This is a genomic window from Synechocystis sp. PCC 6714 (assembly GCF_000478825.2).
Classification (GTDB): domain Bacteria; phylum Cyanobacteriota; class Cyanobacteriia; order Cyanobacteriales; family Microcystaceae; genus Synechocystis.
Genome location: NZ_CP007542.1, coordinates 3,388,422 through 3,410,732 on the forward strand (window position 1 = coordinate 3,388,422; position 22,311 = coordinate 3,410,732).

A 22,311-nucleotide genomic window follows, 5' to 3' on the forward strand; every position below is an offset into this window, starting at 1 on the left:
AAAGCAGAATCAATGATTACCCCGAAAAATATTACTGTTGCACTAATGAGTTCAGCGGTTACCGAGTTTTTCCGCTTCCTGAACCTGTTCAATTAAGCCCCGCACCTCCTTCGTGCCGGCCGAAGGTCCAAAGGACAGGGGAAATTTTCCACTACCAATCATCCGCAAACCCAGGGGTAAAATACTAACAAGGCCCTTGAGATCCCGGAAAAAGTTCCCCACCACGTAGATGCCAAATTTGCGTTCATCAACCCAGCCACCAGCTTTGACCAAATCTACCATCACTTTGCGGTGCCTTATGGGTCGGCTGTCCCGGGCCGTTTGTCGGGCTAAAAGGGCAGACTTAATTTTGCCAATTTGATCCATGGGCGCCACTTCCATGGGACAAACTTCATTACAGAGATAACAGCGGGTACAACCCCAGACCCCAGCGGTGGCACTGTTATAATTCTCCAGGCGAGTGGCGGTTGCCCCATCACGGCAGTCCCCCAGTAGACGTTGAGCCTTGGCCAAGGCATGGGGGCCGACAAAATCGGGGTTAACGGACTTAGCATTGCACTCGGAATAGCAGGCCCCACAGAGGATACAGTTACCCATCTGGTCGAGTTTTTCCCGTTCCGCTGGGGTTTGGAGAAATTCCCTTTCCGGCACTTTGCGACCTTGGCTGCTGACGTAGGGCTCTACCCGTTCCAGGTCATCCCAGAAAGGTTGCATATCGACAATTAGATCCTTAATGACCGGTAAATTTCCCAAGGGGGCCACTGTGATAACCGGAACTCCTGCATCGTCAACCCGAGGGAACAGTTGGATTTCACCGCCCACATTTTCTTTGCAAGCCAAAGCCGATCGCCCATTGACCCGCATACTGCAACTGCCACAGATGGTGTTGCGACAATTTTTGCGAAAGTTTAGACTCCCGTCCTGCTCCCATTTAATCCGATTTAAACACTCTAAAATAGTGGTGCCGGGTTCCACCTCAAGGCTGAATTTTTCCAAATAGGGGGACTCTTGTGGTTTCTGCCGTAAAATTTGGAATTGGACTTGCATAGAAAACCCCCTGGGAAAAGCAATATTAGCCGAGACTCCACTTCAAAGTTTAGCTCCTGCGAGCGAGAAGCCCCACGGCATAATCTTTGGTTCGGCGGTGGGACGATGGCAAGGGTAACTTATTGTCAGTGGCCATGGAGATAGTTCAAAATTGCTATTAATTGGGTGCAGCACAAAAGCATGAACTGGTAGCAAATTAGCAACACCACTAAATTTCATCCTGATTTCATTTTGCTTTGCCAGACTGGAATCAGAGAAGAAATAGGAGGTAAGCATCCCCATGGGCAATCAATTCTGGATATACGGGTTGGCAGGACTACTCCTCAGTGGTTCAGCGGCTGGGGTGACGGCGGTTTATCGCAATCAATCTCCACCACAGATGGCCCAACACGGAATGCATATGCAATGGACGGACCAAAGTTTCATCGAAATGATGATTCCCCACCATCAAGATGCCATTGATATGGCGGAGATGGCCCTACAAAAAGCGGAACATCCTGAATTGAAAGAGTTAGCCCAGAATATTATCCGAGACCAGGAAAGGGAAATTAAGGAAATGAACACCTGGTATCAGCAATGGTTTAAACGACCTGTGCCGGCTTTGTCGAGCCAGGGAATGATGGGAATGCACCAAGGTCATGGCATGATGGCGATGGATTTAGATGCTTTGGCCACAGCCAAAAATTTCGACCAGGAATTTATTCGTCAGATGATTCCCCACCACCAAATGGCAGTGATGATGGCTAGTAATTTAAAAACCAATACAGAACGCCCGGAGATGGATAAATTGATGGATGATATTATCCGTTCCCAAAGTTCGGAAATTAGGCAAATGAAGCAATGGTATCAAAACTGGTATGGCCGGTGAGGAAGCATGAGATTGTTGTTGGTGGAGGATGAGCCTGACCTAGGAATGGCCTTGGAGAAAGCTCTTCGTCGAGAAAATTACGTAGTTGACTGGGTACAGGATGGCAACCTAGCTTGGAATTATTTGAATCAAGGTTGGGTCAACTATACCTTAGCTATTTTCGATTGGATGGTGCCGGGTTTATCGGGATTAGAATTGTGTCAAAAACTCCGGGAGCAAAGGAATTCTTTGCCGATTCTAATGTTGACAGCGAAGGATCAAATTGCGGACCGGGTTGAGGGTTTAGATGCGGGGGCCGATGACTATTTAATCAAGCCATTTGGCATGGTTGAGCTATTAGCTCGTTTACGTTCCTTGCAACGGCGATCGCCAGAATTGCAACCCCAGCAGTTACGGGTAGGGCAATGGAAATTAGATTATGGAACGTTTGTAGTGGTAACTCCAGAGAAGGTAGGAATTGCCCTCACAGCCAAGGAATTCCAGCTTTTAGAATACTTCATGAAACATCCCCAGCAAATTCTTAGTAGTGAACAAATTAAAAATCAACTGTGGGCGCTGTCAGCGGAATCCACCAGCAATGTGGTGGCGGCCCAGGTGCGTTTGCTACGGCGAAAATTGGGGGAGTATGGCCATGGCAATCTAGTTGAAACCGTGTACGGCTTAGGGTATCGTTTCCACCCCCATCCAACCGATGCAGAACAATAGATTATTCAATCTATCCCGTTGGCGTTTGGCCAGTTATTATGCCGGGGTCATGGGGCTAATTTTGGGGTTTTGTGGCTTAGTCGTCTATGAAACCACTTCTCAGGACCATTGGCGATCGCTGGATCAAGAGCTTACTTCCCTAGCGGGGACTCTCCATGATGGATTGGAACCACTTTTGCAGGAACCAGGACAGTTGGAGCCTTCCGTTCAACAAATTTTGCCTAATCTTTGCTTGGGTAACATAGCTTGCCCTAGGCTCCCCCAACGAAGCCATATTCTCAATGCTACCCAACAACCGGGTTATTATGTCCGGTTTTTGGACTTAAACGGCCAATTATTAGCAACGGCAGGGGAAAATCCCCCAGGCTTAGCCTTTGAGCGGGAAACCACCCGTCAAAAACCATTAACGGATCAAAAAGGGAACCGCTATCACCAAGTTTCGTTACAGTTAAAAACCGCCACTGGTCAACCTTGGGGCTATTTAAAAGTGGGGCGTTCCTTGGTGGAATATGACCATCATTTACACACGATCCAAGGCTTTTTAGTTTGGGGTTTACCCATTGTGATGATTGTGGTTGGTGGCGCTAGTTGGTGGTTAGCGGGCTTAGCAATGGAGCCGGTTTATCTTTCCTACCAACAAATCCAGCAGTTCACCGCCGATATTGCCCATGAATTACGCACACCAATTACGGCGATTCAGGCAACGTTGGAAACGACATTAAGTGTAGAACCTAATTCTGAGGAAACCTATAGCACCCTGCAAACCATAAAACGACAAAATTATCGTCTCAATCATTTAATCCATGATTTATTACTCCTCTCCCGCATGGATTTAACAACGGTGAATCCGACTCAGTTTACCCCTTGTTGTCTCAATGATTTAGTGAGTGATTTGGTGGAAGAGTTTGCGGGGTTAGGTATTACCGCTGGCGTAAAACTATCGGCCAAGTTTCGCGCTGAGCAAAGTGTTTGGGTCAGGGGAGAAGAAGAAGAACTTTATCGTTTGGTGGGTAATTTAATCAGTAATGCCATTCACTACACCCCAACGGGAGGCGAAGTAAACGTCCTTCTTGAGACTGATAAACAGCAAGCCATGATCAAAGTCCAAGATACGGGCATTGGCATTGCTGTCGCCCAACAAACTCGGATTTTTGACCGTTTTTATCGGGTGGATACGACCCGGTCTCGACAATGGGGAGGAGCAGGATTAGGCCTTGCCATTGCCCAGGCGATCGCCGTTAAGCATAGGGGTTCTTTAACGGTGGAGAGTGAATTGGGTCAGGGGAGTTCATTCATTGTTAAGTTGCCCCAGTTCTCCGGCCCCATTTCTGGGGCATAATCTCTGGACCTTAAACAAAAAACTTTGCAAACAGACTCTAATCAAGGGACAATCTAGCGAAATTCAGCTTTTCTTTACACCATTGCCAGTGTTTCTAAATCCTACCGCCGTTTTTAAATCCCGTTCCTGCCAAAAATTGATGGGAGGACTGTTGCCCCTAATGCTATTTGCCTGTGGTAGCCCCAATGTCAGTGACGGAGGAACTGGGCAGAATCGTTCAGAAACATTGAAAATACTGTCCTGGCAGGCTCCCACCATTTTAAATCCCCATTTGGCCACTGGTTTTAAAGATGCAGAAGCCAGTCGCATCGCCCTAGAACCTTTGGCTAGTTTTGACCAAGAAGGCAATTTAGTGCCCTTTTTAGCAGCGGAAATTCCCAGCGAGGAAAATGGGGGCGTGGCGGCCGATGGTCTCTCCGTTACCTGGAAGCTAAAACCCAATGTGCTTTGGTCTGACGGGCAACCTTTCTCGGCAGACGATGTGGTTTTTACCTACAAATTTTTAAGTGATCCCAAAACTGGAGCCACCAGCACTGGCACCTACGAGGCGATCGCCAAAGTAGAGGCGGTGGATAAAAATACAGTCAAAATAACCTTTAAGGAACCCAATCCCGCTTGGTTTCTACCCTTTGTGGGCAGTGAAGGGATGATTCTTCCCCAGCATGTTTATAAGGACTTTGTGGGCGAGAAAGCTCGCCAGGCGCCGGCCAATCTTTTGCCCATTGGCACAGGGCCCTATCGGGTCACTAGTTTTAAACCGGGGGACGTGGTGCTATATGAAGTCAATCCCCATTATCGAGATCAAGAAAATGTCGGCTTCCAACAGGTAGAAGTGAAAGGGGGAGGGGACGCCACCTCAGCGGCCCGCGCTGTATTGCAAACCGGGGATGCGGATTTTGCGCTCAATTTACAGGTGGAAGATAGCATTCTCCAATCCCTGGCCCAGGGTGGTAAGGGGCAAGTGGTGACGGATTTGGGTAGTTTAAGTGAGCGGGTAATTTTCAATCTTAGTGACCCCGATCCGGTTCGCACCAATGGGGACCGCTCCTCGGTGAAGTTTCCCCATCCCTTTTTGCAAGATCCACTGGTGAGAAAAGCTATTACCTTGGGTATTGACAGGGATTTGATTGCTAAACAACTTTATGGTGTGACGGGCCAACCCACAGCCAACGTGTTACTTTTACCCCAACAGTACGCTTCCCAAAATACCAGTTTTCAATTCAATCCCACCGAAGCCCAGCAATTGCTCGACCAAGCGGGCTGGAAAGACAGCAACGGGGATGGTATTCGGGATAAGAATGGCATAGAACTACAAATGGTTTTTCAAACCAGCGTCAATCCCCTGCGACAAAAGACCCAACAGGTCGTTAAACAAAATCTCCAGGCGATCGGGGTAGGGGTGGAGCTAAAGAGCATTGATCCCAGCGTCTTCTTTTCCGGTGATCCGGCCAATCCCGATACTTTGGAACGGTTCCAGGGGGATTTGTCCATGTTCACTACGGGCAATACTAACCCTGACCCCAGCAAATATATGCAAACTTTTACCTGTGAGGCTATTCCTTCCGCTGAAAACCAATGGAGTGGGGACAATTATGGCCGCTACTGCAGCACCGAATACGACCAACTTTGGCAAACGGCCGTGGCGGAATTGAACCCGGAAAAACGGCAGCAGTTATTTATCCAGATGAATGACTTGTTAGTGGATGATTATATTCTCGTTCCCTTGGTCCATCGAGCTAGTGTGGTAGCGGTGGGCGATCGCCTGGATGGGGTACAGTTAACCCCTTGGGACCGTCCCACTTGGAACATCAAAGACTGGCAACCCAAGTAGTGTCGATCAGCCGTTGGATATTAGTTTTTAACGGGTCTGACGGGGCTCGAACCCGCAACTTCCGCCGTGACAGGGCGGTGCTCTAACCAATTGAACTACAGACCCAGTTTTTTCAGACTTTTATCATTACATCAGTTGTGCCGGCGATTGTCAACCCCCACGAAAAAATTATTGTCTTTTTTGTTAAGGTAATTCCCTTGGGGCAGATTCCTTGATCTTGAACAAAACCACAATTCTTTGCCCAATGCCCGTTATCGGCTCGGCTCTAGTGCGGCGATCGCCTGGCGGATGGCTTCCCTCTGCTCCTGGTCATAGTTCCAGCGTTGTAAAAAAGCTGTGTAGGGTCCTGCCTCCTCTAGACTTTGCTCTAATTCGGTCAGTTTTTCTGGCACCCCCGGCAGTTGCAACTTGTTAATTAAAGTTTGGGTCCGTTGGGCCACCTGGCGGGAACCCTGGGCCGCCTCCCCATCTTCCAACCGTTGATGGAGAATTTCTGTGGCGCTGGCCATGGCCAAATTTTTTACCAACAATTCCCCCACGATCGCCGGAGCAGAGGCCAAAGCCGTCAATAAAGCTGGACTTGGTTGATCGGCAAGGGGAAAGTTCTGGGTGGTGAGAAAAGTAACAAAAAAGCCTCGGGCACCGTTTTCTGTGGCTACTAAATTGGCGATCGCCGTGGTTATTTCCTGGTCACTAAGGTTATCCTCTGCAATTTGTCCCAGTAAATCCTGGCTGTGGGCAATGGCCTGTTCAAAGCTGAGGTCAGTGTAATTGATGGAAGCAACCATAGGTTCAGGGTTAGAGGACGGAAGAGAAGCAGTTAGTGTGAGGGAAAGAAGGGCGGGTAGAATCAACGGCAACATCGAAAATACCTAGGGAAAATGGGAGGATTTTCTCGACCATTGTAATCAGCGGTCTAAAGATTAGCATCCCAAATACGTCTTGTTCCCATTGCTCCCAGGGATGAGCAAACTAACCTCGCCCAGGATAGGTGCCGTGATCCGATACAACCAGTTACATTAAGAAATGTAAAGCAAAATTCATCAATGCCCCTTTCCCCATGCCCTGCAAAAATGCTGAATCTAAATCCGTAGTTGTGGTTGGAGCAGGCATTGGCGGTCTGACAACGGCCGCTCTCTTGGCCCAGCAAGGTTATCAGGTCAAAGTTTATGAACAGGCGGCCATGGCCGGGGGCTGTGCTTCCACCTTCCGACGACGGGGTTTTATTTTTGATGTGGGGGCAACCCAGGTAGCGGGTTTGGAACCGGGAGGCATTCACCACCGCATTCTCCGGCAATTGCAGGTGAATTTACCCGAAGCAACATTATGTGATCCAGCCTGTGCCGTCTTTTTACCGGGGGAAAAACAACCCATTAATGTTTGGCATGATCCTGAGCGATGGCAAAGGGAAAGGGAGCGGCAATTTCCCGGCAGCGAGGCATTTTGGCAATTACTGCAAACGTTGTTCCAAATCAGTTGGCGTTTTCAGGGACGAGATCCCGTTTTACCGCCCCGCAGTATTTGGGACCTGGGCCAGTTGCTGGGGGCAGTGCGGCCCGATACCCTACTCACTGCTCCCTTTGTCCCTCTAACAGTGGGAGATACGTTACAGCTGTTGGGTTTAGGGTCAGACCAAAGGTTAAAAACTTTCCTTGATTTACAGTTAAAACTCTATTCCCAGGTGGGGGCCGATGAGACGGCTTTGTTATACGCCGCTACCGCCTTGGGCGTTTCCCAAGCTCCCCAGGGTCTATGGCATCTCCAGGGTAGTATGCAAACCCTAGGCGATCGCCTCTTGGAAGGATTAAAAAACCATGGGGGGAAATTATTTTACCGGCAACGGGTGGAACAAATTCATGCTGTCCAGGGCCAAGTGGAGGGAATAACAGTCAGGGATTTAAAAACTGGAGCTATCCGCCGAGAATCGGCCCAGCACGTGGTAGCTAATTTAACGGTGCAGGATTTACTGAAAACGGTGGATCAGCCATTGCCCGGTTATCAAAAAAGAGTAACCAATTTACCCCCTAGCTCCGGTGCTTTTGTCATTTATTTAGGCGTGAGGGAAGATGCGATTCCCCCAGACTGTGCCCCCCATTTGCAGTTTTTGTACGATGGCCGGGGCCCCATTGGCGAAAATAACTCCCTTTTTGTCAGTGTTAGTAAGCCTGGGGATGGCCGAGCCCCCGATGGATATCGCACTCTGATTGCTTCTTCTTTTACTGATGTAACCCCCTGGTGGAATACTTCCCCGGAGCAATATCAGGCTCTTAAAGAAAGTTATACAAAAACGGCGATCGCCAAATTGGGAAAATATTTCAACCTTAATGAATCCACCATTGTGCACCAGGAAAGTGCTACACCCCGTACTTTTGCCCGCTATACTGCCCGGGACCAGGGCATTGTTGGTGGAGTGGGTCAGCGTTTGACCACCTTTGGCCCCTTTGGCTTTGCACCCCGCACCCCCATTCATAATTTGTGGTTAGTGGGCGATTCCGTTCATCCTGGGGAAGGCACCGCTGGGGTAAGTTACAGTGCCCTCACCATTGCCCGGCAAATTTGTGTCAGTGGAGCAACAAACTTCTAGGGTCAGGTTAAGATGGGAAGCAATTCTTCTTCGACATTGACATCACGATTGCTGTTATGGACCTACTCCTTTCTACCCTCGTCAGCTTCATCAACATTTATCTAGTGTTGTTATTCATCCGTATTTTGCTGTCCTGGTTTCAAACAGCGGAGTGGGCCGGCAATATCATGGGTTTTCTTAGTCCTGTGACCGATCCCTATTTGAACATTTTCCGCTCCTTTATCCCTCCCCTGGGAGGCATCGATTTTTCCCCCATTTTGGCTATCTTTGCGTTGCAGTTTCTGCAACAGGCCCTCAGTAGTGTGGCAGTTCCCTACGGCGGTTTTTAGTCAATAGCATTTATTTTTGCTTTACCGCTATCCGTCAACCATTCAATCGGCTAAGGCAATTCCGGGCATAGTGTCCAGGATGGTCATGACTTTGGTCCCTCTGTAATCCAGGGGGATTTTCTTTGCTCAATAAATTATTAATAATTAATTTTGTTAGTCAATTAGTGATTTTGCTAGTTAAATATGGTAGACGTCTCCACAGAGCCTTTCTTGCAAGGATTATTAACTCAAATCCAAGCTGAAAGGGAATAGATAATTAGAAAAGTGATTGAATAAATGTCCATCCCTGATAAGATTATTGAGAATTACTTTTGTTAGAAGAGTGAGAAATTTCAACCGCCATGGTCCATAAGTTATCCCGCCGCCTATTTTTGTCCATTGGAACTGCCTTTACCGTTGTGGTGGGCTCCCAGTTTCTCAGTAGCTGTGGTCAGTCCCCCGATGGGCCGATCGCCAATACACCGGGGGAAGGGCAAGTGATTAATTTGTATTCATCCCGGCACTATAACACCGACAACGAACTGTATGCCAAATTCACGGAAGAAACGGGCATCAAAGTTAATTTGATTGAAGGCAAGGCGGATGAACTGCTGGAAAGGATTAAGTCTGAAGGAGCTAGCAGTCCAGCGGATGTGCTCCTCACAGTGGATTTGGCCCGTTTATGGCGGGCGGAGCAAGATGGAATTTTCCAATCGGTGGAAAGTGAAATTTTAGAAACGAACATTCCGGAATATCTCCGCTCTCCGGAAGGGCTGTGGTTTGGTTTCACTAAGCGGGCTCGGGTAATTATGTATAACAAAGCCAAGGTAAAACCTGAAGAGTTGTCCACCTACGAAAATCTAGCCGATCCCAAATGGAAAGGTCGGGTTATCATCCGTTCTTCTAGTAATGAATATAACCAATCCCTGGTGGCTTCCTTGGTGGTGGCCGATGGGGAAGAATCTACTTTGGAGTGGGCTAAGGGTTTTGTGAGCAATTTTGCTAGGGAGCCCCAGGGTAATGACACGGCCCAAATCCAGGCGGTATCCTCCGGTGAAGCGGACCTAACATTGGCCAACACCTATTACATGGGACGGTTGCTGGAAAGTGATGATCCCTCCCAGAAGGCGATCGCCGAAAATGTGGGGGTATTCTTTCCCAACCAGGAAGGACGGGGTACCCACGTTAACGTCAGTGGTGTCGGCGTGGTCAAAACTGCCCCCAATCGGGAAGGTGCGGTTAAGTTTATTGAATTTTTGGTCAGCGAACCGGCCCAGACCTTTTTGGCGGAAAACAACTACGAATATCCTGTTTTGGCCGGAGTTCCCCTCAATAAATCGGTGGCTTCCTTTGGGGAATTTAAGTCCGACACCACCAATTTGGATCAATTGGGCCCCGCTTTAGCCCCCGCTACCAAAATTATGAACGAAGCGGGCTGGAAGTAAATTTCATGTATTATCTGGCTGTTTTTATCAAAAGAATGGGTCTAAAAGCCTGTGCTTTAGGATGGCTTGACGAGATAGAGTGGAAGTGGTCAATGACTCCCCCGAGACGATGGATTCAGACAGCCTAACGGGCAAGGTCCAGTAAAACCGGCGGCAAGTCGGTAGACCGGGAAAAGGGGATAGGGCAATGGGCTGCTCCCCCTTGGGTCAACCAATAACGGTCTTTCTGTTAAAAATCGACACCGAAGAACCCCAGGGCTTGCGGGGATGGTCTGGGTCGAAAACGTAAGATCATAAAACTCCTGATTGATGACCAGTCAGGAATTTCCAGGCCTAGTGCTCAATACCACTGCTATGTTGGCCGGCAATATATAGTCGTTTCTAGTAAGACTGAGGCAGTCAAATTCACCGAAAAGCTTGTCAATAAAGACTTAAGCAGTCTCAAAATTATTTGAAATGACTATAGCTATGGCCGATGTGATTGCTACCATCAACAAGTTTTACGGTCAGTAAAAATGAATCATCAACACGACTAGCTTTGCCAAAATATTCTAGGGACAGAGTTGCCCAGGTTCCCCCCAGAAACGGCCCCGACAATGGCTCCTTTCCCCTACCCAATCCACCTGCCATCGATCGCCTACGGGTATAAAATCTACCCGGGTTTGGTGCCCGCTCACGGAATCATCACAACTACCCATTTGGGTGAGCAAAACAGCAACGGAATCATCGCCAACCACAGTGGCCGTGGCACTTTTGGAGCGGAAACAACCAAAATCCCCTTCCCCTAACTGCTGGGGCAACAAAGGCTGGGCATAGAATTGCTGAATTAGTTGGTTTGGGCTAGTGAGACTATTGAGATTAGACCATTGCCAAAATGTCCGCTGGGGAAGTTCCGTAAAAGAAACAACGGTAAACGCTTGGCGATCGGGCAGGTTAATTTGTCCATCCCATTGATTGCTTAATTTTTCACTGCCCTGGGCAATGCTAGGCGCAGTAAGACAAGCAACACCCATGCTTACGGCACAGAAGGAAAGGAACGGTGGGAAAAGTTTAAAAAACTTCATATCTATGGTGAATAAAAATCATCAACACTCATTCAATCTACCCCAGACTTTGGGGCTGCTCAGACAGAATCTCGGCAAAGTCGATTGCGTACATTGACACTGCCAAGAAAGTTCCCGACAGGTTGATCAACTTCCCAGCATTTGTAACTGGTACAAACTAGCGTAAAGCCCCTTGAGGTCTAATAGTTGGTCATGGTTACCAGTTTCCACAATTTCCCCGTGTTTCAGCACGAAAATGCGGTCCACATTGCGAATAGTCGATAAACGGTGGGCAATGATGATGGAAGTACGATCCTGGAGTAAATGCAGTAATGCCGCTTGAATATCCGCTTCAGTGCGGACATCTAAGCTAGCGGTGGCTTCATCCATTACCAATACATATGGTTCCCGAATGGCCACCCGAGCAAAGGCTAGCAACTGTTTTTGTCCCCCTGACAAATTACTACCCCGTTCCCGTAATTGGGTGTGATAACCCTGGGGCAATTCTTCAATTAGGCGATCAACACTGGTCAATTGGGCCGCCCGTTGCACTTCTTCCAAGCTGTATTCTTCTCCCAGGGTAATGTTCCGTTTCACGTCCCCAGCAAAGAGAAAACTATCTTGGAGAATCACACCAATAAAGCGGCGCAATTGTTGTTGGGACAATTCTCGAATATCAATGCCGTCCACTAAAATCCGTCCTTGGGAAGGATCGTGGAGGCGACAGAGGAGGCGAATAATCGAACTTTTCCCCGCCCCCGTTGGCCCCACCAGGGCGACTTTTTCCCCCGGCTTGATGGTGAAGTTTAAATTTTTCAATACGTACTCGTCTGGTTTATAGCCAAACCAAACGTTTTCAAAACAAATTTCCCCATGGTTGCCCCGCAAAGCACTATTGATTTCAATGGGGGTAATCACCGCTTGGTCTTTGATTTCCACCGGCTCTTCCATCAATTCCCCAATGCGCTCGATCGCCGTAAAACCTGATTGGAACATGGTAAATTTATCGGCAAATTGCCGCAGGGGATTAAATAGCCGCTGTCCGTAGAGAATAAACGCCGCCAAAACTCCAAATTCCAGATTATTGCCTAAAATCAACCACCCCCCTAAAGCCAACACCCCGGCGATCGCCACTAAACTGATCCACTCCAAGGTGGCAGAGACGGCGGAATCGTGAAAAATGGTCTTGTCAACTGCCCGACGATACTTCTCATTTACCCGACGGAAAGAACGACTGTTCAACTCCTCCCGACGGAATAATTGCACCACATTAATACCGGCCACATTTTCCTGTAACTGGGAATTGAGACGGGACAATTCCTCCCGAGCCTGGTAGTTAGCTTTGCGATACTGTTGTTGGAAATAGATAATCAACCCCGTCACCGGCACCAACATGGCCACCAAAATTGAAGCCAACTGCCATTGCACCCAAAAAATGGTCACAATAATGGCCAAAATGGAAACAATGTCACTGACTACGCCGATCGCCCCGCTGGCAAATACTTCTCCTAAAGCTTCTACGTCACTGGTGATGCGGGTGACTAAACGACCAACGGGGGTGCGATGGAAAAAATTTACCGATAAAGAAGTGACATGCTCAAATAAATCCTGACGCACATCGGCGGTAATTTCCTGCCCCATTTTTTGGACGATAAAACCCTGTATTCCCAAAAAGAGAAGCCGCACAACAATGGTAATGGCCAGAATGATCACCAGGGTGTTCAACGCCTGCTGTAATGGCATGGCATCCAAAAAGCCCCAGGCCGGCTCCTCTCGCAACAGGGACACTGCTTGCCCAATGATCAAAGGTTGTACCGCCCCAGAAAAAGCCACAGGAACGAGCAAAATCAAGGCCGCCGTTAGTTCCTTGGGATAGCGCTTGACGTAGGGGAGCAGACGCAACAGTAAGCGCCAATCATTGTCGGAGGAGGGAGCAGTAGGAGAAGGGGTCATGGAGAAATAAATAATCGACAGGAAAAAATGACTAATGCGTTCAAGTGGAGAGGTTTCGTTGCGAGAAACACCAATTTACCCTTAGTCAAAAAGTTACACAGGCCCTAAAAACAAGCGACTATGGCCTAAGTATCCATCACTCAGGCAATGGTTGAGCAAGGCAAAAGGCCATTGTACTTTCACAAATCTAACCCATCTATCCCCCTAGGGTTGGAGGCGATCGCCCAATAGTACACTTGAGCGATTGAAAACAATTCTGAACTTGGCAGCAAGATTTTCAGGCAGTCCGCTCCAAGGTAATTGTTAGACTGTGTTGCTTTCTATATTTCTGCTTACAATCAAGGACATTGCAAATCGTTGATTACTCGTTATTGGTTGCAATACTCCGCCGTGACTTTAAGAATGTTGTATCTTTAAGTCCACACAACATTTTCAATCGAATTTCATACATCAAATCTATCACCAACTTCTTAAATCTGTTATAGACTTTCTGATCAATTTTTTCCTCGGATGCTAAATCACCTCCATGAGCAACAGCATTGCGTAACCGTAGAAACACCTCTAATGATTCTTTCAAATTAGGATTTGGATATGCATAGTCTTTCCAATGTTCTGGAAACTTTTCAAGTGCAAAACTTTTGAGTAGTTTGTTCAAGACATTAAAGCCAACATTACTCTCAGTATTAACAACTCTTGAAATGGAGCAATTACTACTAGTGTGAAACACTTTAAGTGAGGTAAAAAACTTCACCTTTTTATTGTCATTTCCGGGATATTCTTTAAACTGCTTGAAAGAGTTTTCCATATGATGAATAACTATTTCATTACAAAAATCATGAAAATCTATGCCAACTTTATTAAGTTCATCAATATAGAGGTTGAAAGATTTTTGGATAAAGCTTTCCCATAGAGAGTAAATCATCGATATTGATTGGGTCGAGAAAATGTCTTGATGCTTTGAAGATAGAGAATATCTATCCGTAAAAATTGCTCTCTCAATTTCAAAAATAACAGAGATTCGCTCTTCAATAATTCCTTGCAATGCCACATCAAAATCATACATAGCCGATTGCTAAGTTTACTATTGAAAGATTTGATTTACTCTTTGGAGGCGATTTCTAATCCTACTTCTACTGTTAGAAGCGCTTCCAGAGTACCTCTTGAAATCCTTATCACTTTTTAACTCTGTTATCTTTGATTTCAAAAGTTCAATATTTTCAGTATATTTATCAATATTTTGAGCAACTCCGATTAATATACCTTCAAAATAAGCCGGAACAAATAAGTTACGCTCGTTTCTAAATATCTTGGAATCTCCTATTTGGTTAATTAATTCTAAAACTCTCATGAGGAGAGATTCATAAACATCGTAATTAAAATCGGCATTTTGAACACTTGCCTCCATAAAATTGTTTAAAAATTTCTCCATATTCTCATTAACATTTTCAGCATTTCCATAAAAAGCGAAAAATCTAAGAACTAGTTCTTGATCATATAATTCATTAAGTCTGCCACGGCTTAATTGGGTAAGATCTCCGAAAACCCTGCTTTGAGTAATTTTTAGCAAAAGCTGGTTAAGTCTAGGATCTAATCCTCGATAAATTGCATTTCTTATTTCCTGCGGAGTTAATTTTGATCCTCCAGAGTTGAGACGTTTGAACAACTCATACTTCATAGAGGTACTACTTTCCCCTCTCAAAATCTCGACTCTACAAACAGCTCTTTTTAAATTTATTTTTAGATTTGTTGGAAGACTATCAACATTAAAACCTTGTAAGCTTTTAACTAATCCTCCTTCTTGTAAAGTCCATTTATTTATAGTTTGTCCCTCTCCAGTTCCTTCCCCATTTTCCTCTTCGATTTCTTCTTCCTCTTCAACTAGTGAGCTAACATCTTCTTCTTGATAATCGATTTTCCACCCATCACCTTTTAGCTCACCAAAGAAACTTATGAACGTGGAAACACGTTGTAGTCCATCGACTAACTCCCATACACCGTTTTTATCCTCAGCTACAAATATAGGAGGAATTGGAATCGAGAGTAGAATAGATTCTATGAGTGCAGTTTTTTGTACTTCTGACCATCGAAATAATCTTTGATACTCTGGTCTAATGATTAATTCATCATTTTTGTATAGGTTGATCAGCTCACCAAAAGAAATATCGAGCCTATCTGACGAAAGTCTTTTTCTCTCATCTGAGACTGCTTTTTCGAGCAGGGCTACTTTTTCTTCAAGGTTTTCCATGTTACTCAGGCATTAGTAATCTTTTCTAAGTATAGCAAGCTGGCAATAAAATGAATACTCAACTGCTTTTCATTGATGATTTTCTATGTAAAGGAAAGAGTTCGGTGCTTAGCAGTCTAACTATTGATTATACTGACATTTTTCTTCTAGTCAACTCCTGGAAGACAAAAAGCAGAAAATTTCCGTATACTTACCTTTTAAGGAATGATAACCAGAAATATTCCGTGTGTTCTCCGATAATAAATAGAAGTTTTCTGGATAATGTACCAGATAGTTACACCATTCAGAAATATTCTGAAACAATGCCCGATGGATAAACCTCCTAAAAAGCTACTTGAACAAGTCCCCGATGTCATTCTTGTGAAGCATTACTTTAATAAAACCAATTTTTTTGGACAGAATTTCACTATAATTAGGACAGGCGTTTTGTGCTAAATGTAAGTTTGTCACCTTGACGATGGCTAGGATAAATTATGACTACTGGCGTAAATTTTGAAATACGGAGAAGCGCCCATGGCAACCATCGAGACTGACCTGAAAGACCTTCTGGCCAAGATTGATGCAAGGCTAGACCGTATTGAAGCCAATCAGAATGAATTCAAGGTGTCCCAGGCTGAGATCAGGGGGGATATTAAAGCACTTGATGAAAAAGTATCCGGCATTGGCAAGCGTCTGGAAAATCAAGAATTTGCTAACAGAGGAATATTCGTGGCTGTCATACTGTCCCTGTTTGCAGGTGCGGCTAATTTGTTCGGTATTTTCCAAAATCATTGAACTCTGTCTGAGTGGTCGAAACTACAAAGTTGGAGTGAATGCCAGAACTAAGGACTGTACCGGAAGATCATTGTCAACAGAGGATTTTAGAAATGGTGGGATAGTTGTTACCACGCCCACTCGACAAATTTGAAGGAATAATTGGTGCTTCGAGCTTTGATTGTGTAGGCGTTGGCCAAACTCTAGCGGTGGTAAACTTAATAAATATTCAAGAAGCGCGGTGCTTTCCGCCCCCAGCACTGTTTACAGGAAGATCAGACGTGAATCAAACCAACCTCGACTTTTTAGCCACTAGCGACCCCGCCCTTGCGGCCATCATTGACAGGGAATTACAACGGCAACGCACCCACATTGAACTAATTGCCAGCGAAAATTTTACTTCAGCGGCGGTGATGGCGGCCCAGGGCTCTGTCCTGACCAATAAGTATGCCGAGGGACTGCCCGGTAAGCGCTACTACGGCGGTTGTGAATTTGTAGACCAGGCGGAAACTTTAGCCATCAGTCGAGTCAAGGAATTATTCGGGGCGGCCCATGCCAACGTGCAACCCCACTCCGGCGCCCAAGCTAATTTTGCCGTCTTTTTAACTCTGCTCCAGCCCGGCGACACCATTATGGGTATGGATCTTTCCCACGGTGGCCATTTAACCCATGGTTCCCCTGTCAATGTCTCCGGCAAATGGTTCAAAGTGGCCCATTACGGCGTGGAGAAGGAAACGGGTCGGCTAGATTACGAGAAAATCCGCCAACAGGCCCTGGAAGTTAAACCCAAACTGTTAATTTGTGGCTACTCTGCCTATCCCCGGCAAATTGAGTTTGATAAATTCCGGGCGATCGCCGACGAGGTGGGAGCATATCTCATGGCGGACATTGCCCACATTGCGGGTTTAGTAGCCTCAGGACACCATCCCAGTCCTCTGCCCCATTGCGATGTAGTTACCACCACCACCCATAAAACCCTGCGGGGACCCCGGGGCGGTTTGATTATGACCAATGACGAAGAATTGGGCAAGAAGTTAGATAAATCCGTTTTTCCAGGCACCCAGGGCGGGCCCCTAGAGCATGTCATTGCCGCCAAAGCAGTGGCCTTTGGGGAAGCCCTGAAACCGGAATTTAAAACCTACTCTGGCCAAGTAATTGCCAATGCCCAAGCCATGGCAGACCAATTGCAAAAACGGGGCTTTGACCTAGTTTCCGGTGGCACCGATAACCATCTAATGTTGGTAGATCTACGCTCCATCGCCATGACCGGAAAAGTGGGGGACCAACTGTTGGGAGAAATTAACATCACCGCCAACAAAAATACCGTCCCCTTCGACCCCGAATCCCCCTTTGTCACCAGTGGTTTGCGTCTGGGTTCCCCCGCCATGACCACCCGGGGTATGCAGGAAAATGAATTCCGGGCCATTGCCAATATCATTGCCGATCGCCTACTTTCCCCCGAAGATGAATGCGTAAAAGGGGATTGTCTGCGTCGGGCCGGTGAACTCTGTGCTGGTTTTCCCCTCTATCCCCATCTGCGTATTCCTGTGGCGGCGATCGCCTAACTTGAATCAATATCGTTCGTCAATCTGCTAATTTGTCTGTAAAACCCTGGCCCATTGGTTGGGGTTTTATGGTCTAGGTTGAACTTTGCCCAGGGTCCCGCCCCAAACTCCTATAATGGTTGGGCAAGTGCCTAGTGTTAACAAGTATTAACCGCTCTGCAAATTTTGGGAGCAAAGAAAACAACATGGGAAAAGTCGTCGGAATTGACCTTGGAACTACCAATTCAGTTGTTGCCGTCATGGAAGGCGGTAAACCCATTGTCATCGCCAATGCTGAAGGGATGCGTACTACTCCCTCCGTGGTGGGGTTTAACAAAGAAGGGGAATTGGTGGTGGGTCAGATGGGCCGACGGCAGGCGGTGCTCAATCCCCAAAATACCTTCTATGGTGTGAAACGTTTTATGGGGCGGCGTTACGCCGATTTAACTCCAGAATCTAAACGGGTAGCCTACACCATCCGTCGGGATGACCGAGATAACATTAAAGTGCGCTGTCCCCGGCTGAAAAAGGACTTTGCCCCCGAAGAAATTTCTGCCATGATTTTGCGGAAGTTGGCCGAAGAAGCCAGTCGTTACCTGGGGGAAAAAGTTACCGGGGCGGTGATTACCGTGCCGGCCTACTTTAACGATTCCCAACGGCAAGCCACCCGAGATGCGGGGAAAATTGCCGGGCTAGAAGTGCTACGGATCATTAATGAACCCACAGCGGCCTCCTTAGCCTATGGGTTAGACCAGGGGCGGATGCAAAAAATTCTCGTCTTTGACCTGGGGGGCGGCACCTTTGATGTTTCCGTGTTGGAAGTGGGGGATGGCATTTTTGAAGTTAAGGCCACCAGTGGTGATACCCAGTTGGGGGGTAACGATTTCGATCGCCGTATTGTGGATTGGTTAGCGGAAAAGTTTTTAGAGGCGGAAAAAGTTGATCTCCGACAGGATCGCCAGGCGTTGCAACGGTTAACGGAGGCGGCAGAAAAAGCCAAAATTGAACTGTCTGGGGTCAGCACCACGGAAATTAATTTACCCTTCATCACTGCCACGGAGGATGGGCCCAAACATTTGGAAACCCAACTGAGCCGCTCTGAATTTGAAGATTTGTGTGGGGATTTGGTCACTAGGCTCCAGCGTCCCATTAAACGGGTGTTGAAAGATGCTGGCCTAAGTCCGGTGCAAATTGATGAGGTGGTGCTGGTGGGGGGGGGCACCCGCATGCCCATGGTCAAAGGTTTAGTGCGTAGTTTCATTGACCGGGAACCCAACGAAAACGTTAACCCCGATGAAGTGGTGGCGATCGGAGCGGCCATCCAAGCGGGCATTTTGGACGGGGAAGTGAAGGACATTTTGCTGTTGGATGTAACCCCCCTTTCCTTTGGGCTGGAAACCATTGGCGGCGTGATGAAAAAGTTACTGCCCCGTAACACCACCATTCCAGTGCGGAAATCGGACATCTTTTCCACCGGGGAAAATAATCAGACTGTGGTGGAAATCCACGTACTCCAAGGGGAAAGGGAAATGGCCAGCGATAATATTTCCCTGGGTCGTTTCAAACTCAGTGGTATTCCGCCGGCTCCCAGGGGAGTCCCCCAGGTGCAAGTATCCTTTGACATTGACGCTAACGGAATTTTGCAGGTGACAGCGAGGGACAAAACCACCGGCCGAGAACAGAGCATCACTGTCCAAGGAGCTTCCATCCTCAGTGAAGGGGAAGTTAATCGTATGATCCAAGAGGCGGAAACCTTTGCTGCCCAAGACCGGGAACGGCGGGAACGGATTGAAAAACGCAACAGTGCCAAGGCGTTGACAGACCAGGCCCAGCGGCGACTCAAGGAAATTACCCTGGATTTTGGCAGTGCGTTCACGGTGTCCTACCGTCGTCAGGTGGATGCGTTATGCAGTGAAATTTTAGACAGTTTAGAGAAAGATGATGAGCGCCGTTTAGACCGGGCCCAGGCAGATCTACAGGATGTGTTGTATGAACTAAATCGGGAAGTACGTCTACAATACGGCGACAAGGAAGAGGGCTTTTTTGAAGCGATTAAGAAAACCTTCACCGGTGATTTTGACGATGATGACGATTACTATAGCCGTCGTCCTGCCCCTAGGGATGATTACCGGGGGGGTAATGACTTTGGCCGCTACGACGATTACAACTACAATGCCAAACGCCCCGAAGCGCCTCTGCCCAGGGCTGGCCGGGGCCCTTCCTTGAGCAAAGACTACCGTTCCACCACCTATGCTGATTGGGACCAGTCTAGGGTCACCAGGCAACGACCTTACCAAGGGGATAGTTTAGGGGGTACCTATGATGATCGCCGTTCCGCTCCCAGGGAAGATTACTCCAGAGGTGATCGCCAGAATGATTACGATTATCGAGGCACTGCCCCCAGTCGTTCCGGTCGGGGAGGCAATGGCCGCTATGAGGAACGGCCCGCTAAGTCGGGTCGCAATGCACCTCTGCAAAATGGCTGGGATGACGACGACGATGATTGGTTCTAATTTCCCCAACCGCAGACGGTCAATGATTTAACCCTGATGTAAGTTAGTTTGAATGGATTGAGCGAGTATTTTTGGCAACCCTATGGAACAAGTGCGGAATTATTATCAAATTTTGGGAGTTCCCCGCAATGCCACCGCTGAGGAGATTAAAAAGTCTTTTCGGAAGCTAGCTCGTCAGTATCATCCTGATGTTAACCCCAACGATAAAACAGCGGAAGAGAAATTTAAAGATATTAACGAGGCTTACGATGTACTTTCCGATGAAACCAAGCGTCGGGAGTTAGACAGTCGTTTATTTGGTCGTTTCCGTCGTCCCCCCACCGGTCGTTTTGGTGCTAATAATAACGGCGGGCGATCGCCCAATGGAACAAATGCTAATAGTCAATTTCGTACCCCCAATGGGCGCACTGCAACCCGTCAGCCAGCGGAGTCATGGCAAGATTTCGGCGAAACTAGACGTACAAAAGTGGTTTCTCCGGCCCGGCCTCTGCCCAGGGATGTGGAAGCTAATTTGACCCTACCGTTGGAAAAAGCCTATCGGGGCGGTAAGGAAAGAATTCGTTTGGAAGATGGCCGGTCCCTGGAAGTGGAAATGCCGGGGGGGATGGGGGACGGACAACGGATTCGCCTCAAGCAACAGGGCATTAATGGGGGGGATTTATACCTAAAAATTAACCTTTCTCCCCACCCTCTATTTACTCTCCAAGGTACGGACATCGCCTGCCAAGTACCCGTAACTCCCAGTGAGGCAGTTTTAGGGGGAGCTATTGAGGTGATGACCATTGACGGGCTAGTGAAAATGACCGTACCAGCGGGACTAAAAAATGGGCAAAAATTACGTTTAGCAAAGAAAGGTTTTCCCAATAGCAAAGGCGATCGGGGGGACCAGTTAGTGGAAATTCGGGTGGAAATTCCCCCGGAACCCAGCCCAGAAGAATTAGAGCTTTACCGTAATCTCCGGGAAAAGGAAACTTTTAACCCCCGGCAGAAGTTTTTTAGCTAATATTGATGGGGATTTTTTCACTCAATTTCTAAACTGAGTTGATAAAGTTGGCGGCGGGGTAATCGGGTTGCTTCTGCTAACTGTTTGCTAGCTTGGGAGCGGCTTAAACCTTTATTTATTAGGCTTTTCAGTTCGTCCCGCAAATTCTCCTCAGAAAAGCTGGGCACTTCATCCACCGGGGCACCGGCAATGACTAAGCAAAATTCCCCTTTCGGCCTATTTTCCGTAAAGTAGGCGATCGCCGTTTCCAGGGTCCCCCGCCAAAATTGCTCATGGTATTTAGTCAATTCTCTGGCTACGGTTAAGCTTCTTTCTTGACCAAAAAAGGCGTGTAAATCTGTCAATGTGGCCAATAGCCGGTGGGGTGCTTCGTAGAGAATAATCGTTCGCTCTTCCTGGGCCAGACTTTGTAGTATTTGTTGTCGAGGCTGGTTTTTGATGGGCAAAAATCCTTCAAACACAAAGCGGTCAGTGCCTAAGCCGGAACTAATTAAGGCCGCAATTAAAGCTGTTGCCCCCGGAATGGGTATCACCTCAATATTTAATGCTCCGCAGGCCGCCACCAATTCCTGGCCTGGATCGGAAATACCGGGAGTGCCCGCATCACTAACCAAGGCGATATTTTGCCCCGCTTGTAATTTGGCCAATAACTCTTGGGTACGGCCATGGCGGTTGTGGTCATGGTAACTAATTTGGGGCGTAGTGATTTGGAAATATTGTAATAACTTGCCCGTATGCCTAGTATCTTCCGCTGCGATTAGATCCACCGCTTGCAATGTTTCCACTGCCCGGGGAGTCATATCTCCCAAATTGCCGATGGGAGTCGCTACCAGATACAGAATACCCATTAAATCCCCAAGTTTTCTTCTTTTCTAGCTTTAAAGGAAGCCCTTAACCAGATGGTGCCGGAAATGAGGGAAGGGGCTAAGACAAAAATAGTGCCGGTGATGATGGGATGTTGTCGAGCAGTTTCCGAAGAAAGCATCACCGCCAAAATAAAGGCGCAATAGAGCACACCTAAAAGGGGGACTCCCATCACTAACAGAGCAAATTTGGTGTCTTTATCCATGGCCATTAGGAGTCAAAGTCTTGAAAGAAAACTAGGAATACTGCCATTGTAGAAACTATTT

At 47.3% G+C, this 22,311-nt stretch carries 19 protein-coding genes and 1 tRNA gene; 11 read left to right on the forward strand and 9 right to left on the reverse strand.

Annotation, left to right across the window (positions count from 1 at the left end; all coding sequences use genetic code 11):
* Window positions 1-51: 51 nt before the first annotated feature.
* Window positions 52-1,047 carry a succinate dehydrogenase/fumarate reductase iron-sulfur subunit gene (locus D082_RS15435; protein WP_028948230.1) on the reverse strand — a complete coding sequence of 332 codons (996 nt, stop codon included), beginning with the start codon at window positions 1,045-1,047 and terminating at the stop codon, window positions 52-54.
* A gap of 280 nt (window positions 1,048-1,327) precedes the next feature.
* Between D082_RS15435 and D082_RS15445 the strand changes: the two genes are divergently transcribed.
* From D082_RS15445 to D082_RS15460, 4 genes are all read left to right on the forward strand, one after another.
* A complete protein-coding gene (locus tag D082_RS15445; protein ID WP_028948228.1) occupies window positions 1,328-1,915 on the forward strand; it encodes a DUF305 domain-containing protein in 588 nt (195 codons plus the stop codon).
* Between the two features lie 6 nt (window positions 1,916-1,921).
* Window positions 1,922-2,620, forward strand: a complete 699-nt coding sequence (gene rppA, locus D082_RS15450) for a two-component system response regulator RppA (protein WP_028948227.1) — start codon at window positions 1,922-1,924, stop codon at window positions 2,618-2,620.
* Window positions 2,607-3,959 (forward strand): two-component system sensor histidine kinase RppB, encoded by a 1,353-nt coding sequence (gene rppB / locus D082_RS15455; protein WP_028948226.1) that lies wholly within the window; start codon window positions 2,607-2,609, stop codon window positions 3,957-3,959. Before rppA ends, rppB begins: the two co-directional genes overlap by 14 nt.
* A gap of 88 nt (window positions 3,960-4,047) precedes the next feature.
* Window positions 4,048-5,790 (forward strand): peptide ABC transporter substrate-binding protein, encoded by a 1,743-nt coding sequence (locus tag D082_RS15460; protein ID WP_028948225.1) that lies wholly within the window; start codon window positions 4,048-4,050, stop codon window positions 5,788-5,790.
* Window positions 5,791-5,821: 31 nt separating this feature from the next.
* On the opposite strand, the gene D082_RS15465 is transcribed toward D082_RS15460, so the two are convergent.
* Window positions 5,822-5,895: transfer RNA gene (locus D082_RS15465), tRNA-Asp, on the reverse strand.
* Between the two features lie 146 nt (window positions 5,896-6,041).
* The gene (locus D082_RS15470) at window positions 6,042-6,578 is read right to left on the reverse strand and encodes a hypothetical protein (protein ID WP_238546756.1); all 537 of its coding nucleotides are present in this window, start codon (window positions 6,576-6,578) and stop codon (window positions 6,042-6,044) included.
* A gap of 272 nt (window positions 6,579-6,850) precedes the next feature.
* Between D082_RS15470 and crtD the strand changes: the two genes are divergently transcribed.
* From crtD to D082_RS15485, 3 genes are all read left to right on the forward strand, one after another.
* The gene (gene crtD / locus D082_RS15475; RefSeq protein WP_028948223.1) at window positions 6,851-8,374 is read left to right on the forward strand and encodes a C-3',4' desaturase CrtD; all 1,524 of its coding nucleotides are present in this window, start codon (window positions 6,851-6,853) and stop codon (window positions 8,372-8,374) included.
* A gap of 56 nt (window positions 8,375-8,430) precedes the next feature.
* The gene (locus tag D082_RS15480; RefSeq protein ID WP_028948222.1) at window positions 8,431-8,703 is read left to right on the forward strand and encodes a YggT family protein; all 273 of its coding nucleotides are present in this window, start codon (window positions 8,431-8,433) and stop codon (window positions 8,701-8,703) included.
* Between the two features lie 341 nt (window positions 8,704-9,044).
* Complete coding sequence (locus D082_RS15485) at window positions 9,045-10,127, forward strand: Fe(3+) ABC transporter substrate-binding protein (protein ID WP_028948221.1); 1,083 nt, start codon at window positions 9,045-9,047, stop codon at window positions 10,125-10,127.
* A 551-nt stretch (window positions 10,128-10,678) separates the two neighbouring features.
* On the opposite strand, the gene D082_RS15490 is transcribed toward D082_RS15485, so the two are convergent.
* The 4 genes from D082_RS15490 to D082_RS15505 form a co-directional block, all read right to left on the reverse strand.
* Window positions 10,679-11,140, reverse strand: coding sequence for a hypothetical protein (locus tag D082_RS15490; protein WP_238546757.1), 462 nt, complete (start codon window positions 11,138-11,140; stop codon window positions 10,679-10,681).
* A gap of 177 nt (window positions 11,141-11,317) precedes the next feature.
* A complete protein-coding gene (locus tag D082_RS15495; RefSeq protein ID WP_028948219.1) occupies window positions 11,318-13,123 on the reverse strand; it encodes an ABC transporter ATP-binding protein in 1,806 nt (601 codons plus the stop codon).
* Window positions 13,124-13,484: 361 nt separating this feature from the next.
* Window positions 13,485-14,186 (reverse strand): MAE_28990/MAE_18760 family HEPN-like nuclease, encoded by a 702-nt coding sequence (locus D082_RS15500; RefSeq protein WP_028948218.1) that lies wholly within the window; start codon window positions 14,184-14,186, stop codon window positions 13,485-13,487.
* 18 nt (window positions 14,187-14,204) lie between these two features.
* Window positions 14,205-15,368 (reverse strand): DUF262 domain-containing protein, encoded by a 1,164-nt coding sequence (locus D082_RS15505; protein WP_028948217.1) that lies wholly within the window; start codon window positions 15,366-15,368, stop codon window positions 14,205-14,207.
* Between the two features lie 513 nt (window positions 15,369-15,881).
* Here D082_RS15505 and D082_RS15510 point away from each other — a divergent pair.
* The 4 genes from D082_RS15510 (at window position 15,882) to D082_RS15525 (ending at window position 21,181) form a co-directional block, all read left to right on the forward strand.
* Window positions 15,882-16,142 carry a hypothetical protein gene (locus D082_RS15510; RefSeq protein ID WP_028948216.1) on the forward strand — a complete coding sequence of 87 codons (261 nt, stop codon included), beginning with the start codon at window positions 15,882-15,884 and terminating at the stop codon, window positions 16,140-16,142.
* A gap of 260 nt (window positions 16,143-16,402) precedes the next feature.
* Window positions 16,403-17,686 (forward strand): serine hydroxymethyltransferase, encoded by a 1,284-nt coding sequence (glyA, locus tag D082_RS15515; RefSeq protein WP_028948215.1) that lies wholly within the window; start codon window positions 16,403-16,405, stop codon window positions 17,684-17,686.
* A gap of 185 nt (window positions 17,687-17,871) precedes the next feature.
* Window positions 17,872-20,178, forward strand: a complete 2,307-nt coding sequence (dnaK, locus tag D082_RS15520; RefSeq protein WP_038531128.1) for a molecular chaperone DnaK — start codon at window positions 17,872-17,874, stop codon at window positions 20,176-20,178.
* Window positions 20,179-20,260: 82 nt separating this feature from the next.
* Window positions 20,261-21,181: a DnaJ C-terminal domain-containing protein gene (locus D082_RS15525; RefSeq protein WP_028946345.1), complete on the forward strand. Its 921-nt coding sequence runs from the start codon at window positions 20,261-20,263 to the stop codon at window positions 21,179-21,181.
* Between the two features lie 17 nt (window positions 21,182-21,198).
* On the opposite strand, the gene rsmI is transcribed toward D082_RS15525, so the two are convergent.
* Both rsmI and D082_RS15535 read right to left on the reverse strand, forming a co-directional pair.
* A complete protein-coding gene (rsmI, locus tag D082_RS15530) occupies window positions 21,199-22,029 on the reverse strand; it encodes a 16S rRNA (cytidine(1402)-2'-O)-methyltransferase (RefSeq protein WP_028946344.1) in 831 nt (276 codons plus the stop codon).
* The gene (locus D082_RS15535) at window positions 22,029-22,250 is read right to left on the reverse strand and encodes a hypothetical protein (RefSeq protein WP_028946343.1); all 222 of its coding nucleotides are present in this window, start codon (window positions 22,248-22,250) and stop codon (window positions 22,029-22,031) included. The genes rsmI and D082_RS15535 overlap by 1 nt, the downstream gene beginning before the upstream one ends.
* Window positions 22,251-22,311: the final 61 nt, after the last annotated feature.